This is a genomic window from Methanotorris formicicus Mc-S-70 (genome assembly GCF_000243455.1).
GTDB lineage: Archaea > AGJL01 > Methanococci > Methanococcales > Methanococcaceae > Methanotorris > Methanotorris formicicus.
In genome coordinates this window covers 1-5,970 of record NZ_AGJL01000068.1, presented here as the reverse complement: position 1 = coordinate 5,970, position 5,970 = coordinate 1, and the positions used below count along the sequence as shown (strand labels likewise).

The 5,970-nt window shown below is 29.2% G+C and carries 7 protein-coding genes; 2 read left to right on the top strand and 5 right to left on the bottom strand.

Annotated elements, in window-relative coordinates; translation table 11 throughout:
• The first annotated feature begins 285 nt into the window (after positions 1-285).
• Positions 286-618, top strand: a complete 333-nt coding sequence (locus METFODRAFT_RS08855; protein WP_007045264.1) for a hypothetical protein — start codon at positions 286-288, stop codon at positions 616-618.
• Here METFODRAFT_RS08855 and METFODRAFT_RS08850 read toward each other — a convergent pair.
• The 3 genes from METFODRAFT_RS08850 to METFODRAFT_RS08835 all read right to left on the bottom strand — a co-directional run bounded on the left by METFODRAFT_RS08850 (position 610) and on the right by METFODRAFT_RS08835 (position 2,858).
• On the bottom strand, positions 610-1,428 hold the full coding sequence (locus METFODRAFT_RS08850; RefSeq protein ID WP_007045263.1) for a hypothetical protein: 819 nt from the start codon (positions 1,426-1,428) through the stop codon (positions 610-612). The two genes, METFODRAFT_RS08855 and METFODRAFT_RS08850, sit on opposite strands and share 9 nt — an antisense overlap.
• Positions 1,429-1,936: 508 nt before the next feature.
• On the bottom strand, positions 1,937-2,674 hold the full coding sequence (locus METFODRAFT_RS08840) for an N-6 DNA methylase (RefSeq protein ID WP_007045261.1): 738 nt from the start codon (positions 2,672-2,674) through the stop codon (positions 1,937-1,939).
• Entirely contained in the window at positions 2,664-2,858 is a 195-nt protein-coding gene (locus METFODRAFT_RS08835; RefSeq protein WP_007045260.1) for an AbrB/MazE/SpoVT family DNA-binding domain-containing protein, read from the bottom strand. Before METFODRAFT_RS08835 ends, METFODRAFT_RS08840 begins: the two co-directional genes overlap by 11 nt.
• Positions 2,859-2,966: 108 nt before the next feature.
• Between METFODRAFT_RS08835 and leuD the strand changes: the two genes are divergently transcribed.
• Positions 2,967-3,476, top strand: coding sequence for an Isopropylmalate/citramalate isomerase small subunit (gene leuD, locus METFODRAFT_RS08830; protein WP_007045259.1), 510 nt, complete (start codon positions 2,967-2,969; stop codon positions 3,474-3,476).
• A gap of 3 nt (positions 3,477-3,479) precedes the next feature.
• Here leuD and METFODRAFT_RS08825 read toward each other — a convergent pair whose 3' ends face one another.
• Together METFODRAFT_RS08825 and METFODRAFT_RS08820 are read right to left on the bottom strand one after the other, a co-directional pair.
• Positions 3,480-4,406 (bottom strand): methionine synthase, encoded by a 927-nt coding sequence (locus tag METFODRAFT_RS08825; RefSeq protein ID WP_007045258.1) that lies wholly within the window; start codon positions 4,404-4,406, stop codon positions 3,480-3,482.
• Positions 4,407-4,499: 93 nt separating this feature from the next.
• The coding region (locus METFODRAFT_RS08820) for an outer membrane protein assembly factor BamB family protein (RefSeq protein ID WP_007045257.1) at positions 4,500-5,970 on the bottom strand (1,471 nt) is incomplete at its 5' end.

Genomic DNA, 5,970 nt, shown 5'->3' with positions numbered 1-5,970 from the left:
TATTTTCTCTCTGCGGGCGTATGGTGACTTATATTTCTCTACAGTTAGATAGAACTTAGCCCACATGAGATTTATTAATCGTTTAAGCTTTTGGGACGCTCTCTTCAACGATGTTATCACCTTCAACTATTTTTTTGATACTATATATCTATTGAGTTATATATTTAATGTTTTGATGGGAACTACGGTTTTATTCTTGAAAAAGACCAGGATAAACTTAAAAATTTCTTAAAAAATAAAATTTCTATAATTATAAAAGAGATATTTGTAAAAAATGAAAAATGTTTGAAAATTCTTGCAATCTATGATAAAAGAGAAAACAATAAAGAGCTATACCTAATAAATATGGAGGATTTTATAGAAAAGCTTAAAAAAGATGTTGAAATTGGATTTAGTAAAAAGGGAATAATAGAATTTAGATTAGAAGGAAAAAAGATATTAACAATCCAAAGAAAGGGTGGAAATGGGAAAGGTAAAAATATAGGAATACCAAAAACAGACATAAGACATACAGGCAATCAACTACAATTTAAAATGTATCCTATAACTCTTGTGGATTATATTAAAAATAAAAAAGAAAAAGATGAAATAAGATGGTGCAAAATTATCCTAAATTAGTTTTTTCTTTATATATCTATATATATTGTTTTGTATTTCTATATCATCTATTCCAATCGCCTCCAATATCAAAGAATCTAACGTATACCTAATTTTTGAAAATTCATCTATTTCAAACTGATGTTTTAATGGAGGGAACTTTTTATCTTTAATGCTATCAAATAAATTAATCATGTCAGTTTTTAAATCATTATCTATGTTATTTATATTTGGAATTAATCCATATAGATAATCTTGACCTAAAAATCTAATAAACCTATCAGAAATCTTTTTTCCCATAGAAACAAATATTGATAAAAAGATTGTGCTATTGAACCACAATGTGAGTAATTTTTGTGCTTCTTTATCTTTTATCTTCAATATATAGAAATTTTTTGTTGCAATTGTATCTTTTTCTGTATAATTTGCAAAAACTCCCCTATGTTTGAATGCTGAATCTACCTTATCAGGCAAAAATATATTACCATAAGGTTGTTTTTTTTGAATTTGCTTGTATATGTGGGAATACCACTTTTCTCTCCATGCCTTAATAGAAAATTTCGCTGTGCCAGATTTTACACCATAATTAATATATTCTTTTAAATCATAATCAAAATCCAAATCTTCTGGAATTGAAAGAGCATAAGAACTTGGTTTAACAACAATTCTATTTGCAAATATATTTGGTTTTCTTAAAACTTTGGTAAGAAATTCCCTTTTAATTCTTAGTGTTTTTTGAGTGGTATTATTATAAACCTCTATGTATTCATTAGTTTCATTTTTTATAGTCCAAAATTTATTTGGAATAAAGAAAAAATCTGTTCCATACATTTCTATTCCTCTGATTATGTTTTCTTTTTTAAAAAGATTATTAAATTCAATAAGTATTCCTTGCTCTTTCCCATAATTAATTATTTTCAATATTGTGTTTCTAAAATCAGAATCCTCAAATAGAAACGACCAATTCCTATCTATGATTTCCGGTAAATTATAAAGATTAACCTTATCTTTATTATCAAAATTGAAAATTTCTCTTATAATGTCTTTAATTTCTTTTACATTTCTTATTTTCCGAAAAATGTTTTATAATTATTTATTTTTTGTGTTTTTTTGGCAATAAGCATAATTTCTTTAAAACCACTATCTACTGAAAATGATGAACCATTGTTTTCTAATATTGCGTATATTTCATAATTTTTTTTCAATAGATGTTTATAACCATTTCCTGAATTTGTATAAAAAGTAGATGAGGGTAGAACACTTATAACTAAACCCTTATCTTTTAATAAACAATCTATAAGAAACATAGATAATATTTGCAAACTTGCATCTTTTCTTGTTAATATTCTGAATAATTAAGCTCTTTGATTATATTGATGAGTTCGTTTCTATATTGATTATCTAAGTTACTCCACCTCGTAAATGGTGGATTGGTTAATATTATATCTGCAGAGTAATTATTCAGCCCATTATCTCTTAATAGATTAATAATAACATTAAATGCATCTCCATGTATTACCTCAATATCAACTTCTCCTTTTGTTGCTTTTAATATGGCTGAATAACCTACAAGTGCAGAAAGGTAGTATTTTTCAATACCATAAATCTTTTTAATGTTTTTAAAACCCAGTTTTTCAATTGTTTTTGTTATTGTTCTTGCAGAACCTAAGAAAGGGTCGGCAATAACTACTTTCCTATCAGATGTATTATTGTAATATTCTTTAACAAATTCTGACATAAATTCTATCCCAATATCATTTGTAAAATAAGATGCTAAAGATTTTCTTGTTTTTTGAGGAATTATCTTCTGAACGAGAACTTGACATTCTTCAATTGGAGGTGTGGGTATATTATTCATTCTTTCATTGAGATATTTAATTTCTTCTTGAGATAATTTTTTGAATTTATCTAAAATGCTGGTTTTATCGGTTTTTAATAAATCTTCGAAATTCTCACATGAAATATATTGCATTATGGTTTTTAATGAGGAAATTATTATTTTCTCTGCCAATTCTACATTATTAACCGGTGTATTAAGTTTTTTTAATATTTCTGCTATGATTTTATCATTTTCCATGGTCATTCCCCTGTATTATTTTTGGTTTAACAATAATCATTAAATCATTATCTTTCGCTACAATTTCCCATTCCAATTTATCTCCATCTTTTAAACCAAATGCCTTTACAATGCCTGATGGGACTGTTGTTCTTAAAGAATTTCCTTTTGTTGATGCTTTTTTTAGTGTTGTTGTATATACCATCTTATCACCAGTATGATATAATACCTAAAATCATATATAAAATTTGTCATAATCAAAATATTTATTTATGATTGCTACATATTTTTTTAAAAATTAATTGGTGAGATGATGGTAAAGAAAATTATAAAAGGAAGAGTTTGGAAGTTCGGAGATAACATTGATACAGATGCTATATTGCCAGCAAGATATTTGGTTTATACAACAGAGGAAGAACTCGCAAAATTCGCTATGACAGGAGCAGATCCTGACTTTCCAAAAAAAGTTAAAAAAGGAGACATCATTGTTGGAGGTAAAAACTTCGGTTGTGGTTCAAGTAGAGAACATGCCCCAATTGGACTAAAAGGGGCAGGTATATCTTTAGTTATTGCTGAGAGTTTTGCAAGAATCTTCTATAGGAATGCAATAAATATTGGATTACCTTTGTTGGAGTGCAAAGACATATCAAAGCATGTTAAAGAAGGAGATATATTAGAGGTGGATTTAGACAAAGGTACAATAAAGAACTTAACTACTGGAGAAGAATTAAAAGCACAAAAACTCCCAGAATTCATGATGGAAATCTTGAACGATGGAGGATTGATGCCACATTTGAAGAAAAAATTAGGATTAGTTCAATAAAATTTAACCAATTAACTTACTCGCAGCAACCATATTTTTTAATTTGTTGTATGCCACATCTATTGGCAACAATCTCATACCACAATCAGGATCTATGAGCATAAACTCCTTGACATCCTTATTTTTCAATTTTTCATTGTTCTTTAAAATCTCTATACCCTCTTCTATTAATGCTTTAATTTCTTCAACATCCTCAACTTTTTTTGATTTTGTATTTACGCAACCAAATCCAACCTTTTTCTCAATAACCTCAAGAACCTCAAGATTTTTTTTATTTGAGGCAAATTCATGGTCAAGGATATCTACATTAAATTTATTTAAATCCTCGAATATGTCCACTACATCCCCGCAAACATGCAATGCGACAGGGATCTTAATATCTTTAGTTATTAAGTTTATCGCCTTCCTTGCTATATCCAAATCATAAAGTTTTGTTGATAGAATTGGTTCATCAATTTGAATCATCTTTACGTAATCTCGAATTGCCATAACTTCTCTTTTCAATGCAACTGCTATATCGTATATCAACTTCTCATCTTTATTGTCTGAGTAATAACTCTCAACCCTGACAGATGAGGCAATTGTGCATGGCCCTGTTATGATGCCTTTTACACCTTTACCATTGTGTTTCGAGATTATTCTTAAGGCATATTTTATGTCATCCAACGTTATTGGTTTTGTATATTCAACTCTTCCAACAATTTTTTTTCCTTCAAACCCGTACATGTTGTTTACAAATATCTCAACCATATCTCCCCTAACTTGTCCATCACTAACGATATCAACCCCAGCAGATATTTGATCAATTACTGCCTTTTCTATTGCATATTCGTATTCATCAAACATGCCAAAAAGATTTTTAATCTTCTCCATCAATGTCTCTGGTTTTTTTGTTACTACTGGATAACTACCGACTACTGTTGTAATCATAATTATCAACCCAAATGTTACTCTTAAGTTTTATATATTTATTTCTTTAAATATTTTGTGATTTTAAATTAAATTTAATAGGGAATTATTAAGTCATAATTTATTTTTGTTCTTATTGGTGGCTACTATTTTTCTCTCCTCTTTTTCTTTTATATCCATAGACATTAACTTTATATCCACTTTATCCAAATCAAATGCATAAACTTCATTTTTACTACTTAATATTAAAATATTATCCTTTATTATTGAGGAACCCACGTCACTTTTCATCTTAAATTCGAATATCTGACTTCCGGTATTCAAATCCAAGAAATAGAGTGGAGCATAATCCAAATATTCATTATAACCGCATCCCAATATCACAACATCATCTTTTATCAATGTTGTTTCCACACGTCCCCCTGCTTTAAATTCCCAAATCTTAGCTCCTGTTTTAAGATCTAATGCATAAGTATAGCCCTCTTTACATCCTAAAATTACAATATTATCCTTTATAGAAGTTGTCTCCACACTACCCTCTGCCCTAAATTCCCAGAGTCTCTTACCTGTTTTAAGATCTAATGCATAAACAGGGATGTATTTAGAGAGAAGGTCTTCTGTTAATGAGCATCCTAAAACTACGATATCATCCTTTATAGATGTTGTCCATACGTCATACTCTGCTTTAAACTTCCAAATCTTAGTTCCTGTTTTAAGGTCTAATGCATAAGTATGTCCCTCCCTACATCCTAATACTATAACATCATCCTTTATAGAAGTAGTCCATACGTCATACTCTGCCTTAAATTCCCAAATCTTAGTTCCTGTTTTAAGGTCTAATGCATAAGTATGTCCCTCCCTACATCCTAAAATTACAATATTGTCTTTTATTGATATTGTTTTTACCCAATTCTCAGCCTTAAATTCCCAAATCTTACTACCTGTTTTAATATCCAATGCGTATGTATGACCTTTTCTACAGCCCAATATTATAACATCATCTTTTATTGATGTTGTCCATATATCGTGTTCTGCCTTGAATTTCCAAAGTTTATGTCCGGTTCTAATATCCAATGCATAAGTGTATCCAAACAAACATCTCAATATTAGAATATCATCTTTTGTAGATGCCATCTCTACACTACTCTCCACTTTAAATTCCCAAATCTTAGTTCCTGTTTTAAGATCTAATGCATAAACATATCCTCCCCTACAACCTAAAACTACAATATCATTTTTTATAGTTGTTGTGTTTACCCAATCTTCTACCTTAAATTCCCAAAGTTTATTGCCTGTTTTAAGATCTAATGCATAAACTGGAGCATATTTTAAGTATTTGTTGTAGCCGCATCTTAATATCGCTACATCATCCTTTATAGTTGTTGTGTTTACCCAATCTTCTGCTTTGAATTTCCAAAGTTTATTGCCTGTTTTAAGATCTAACGCATAAACTGGAGCGTACTTGGAAAGGAGATTTTCTGTTAATGAACATCCTAAAACTAAAACGTTATCTTTTATAGATGTAGACCACACATCATACTCTGCCTTAAACTCCCAGAGTTTATCATCGGTTTTAAAGACATCA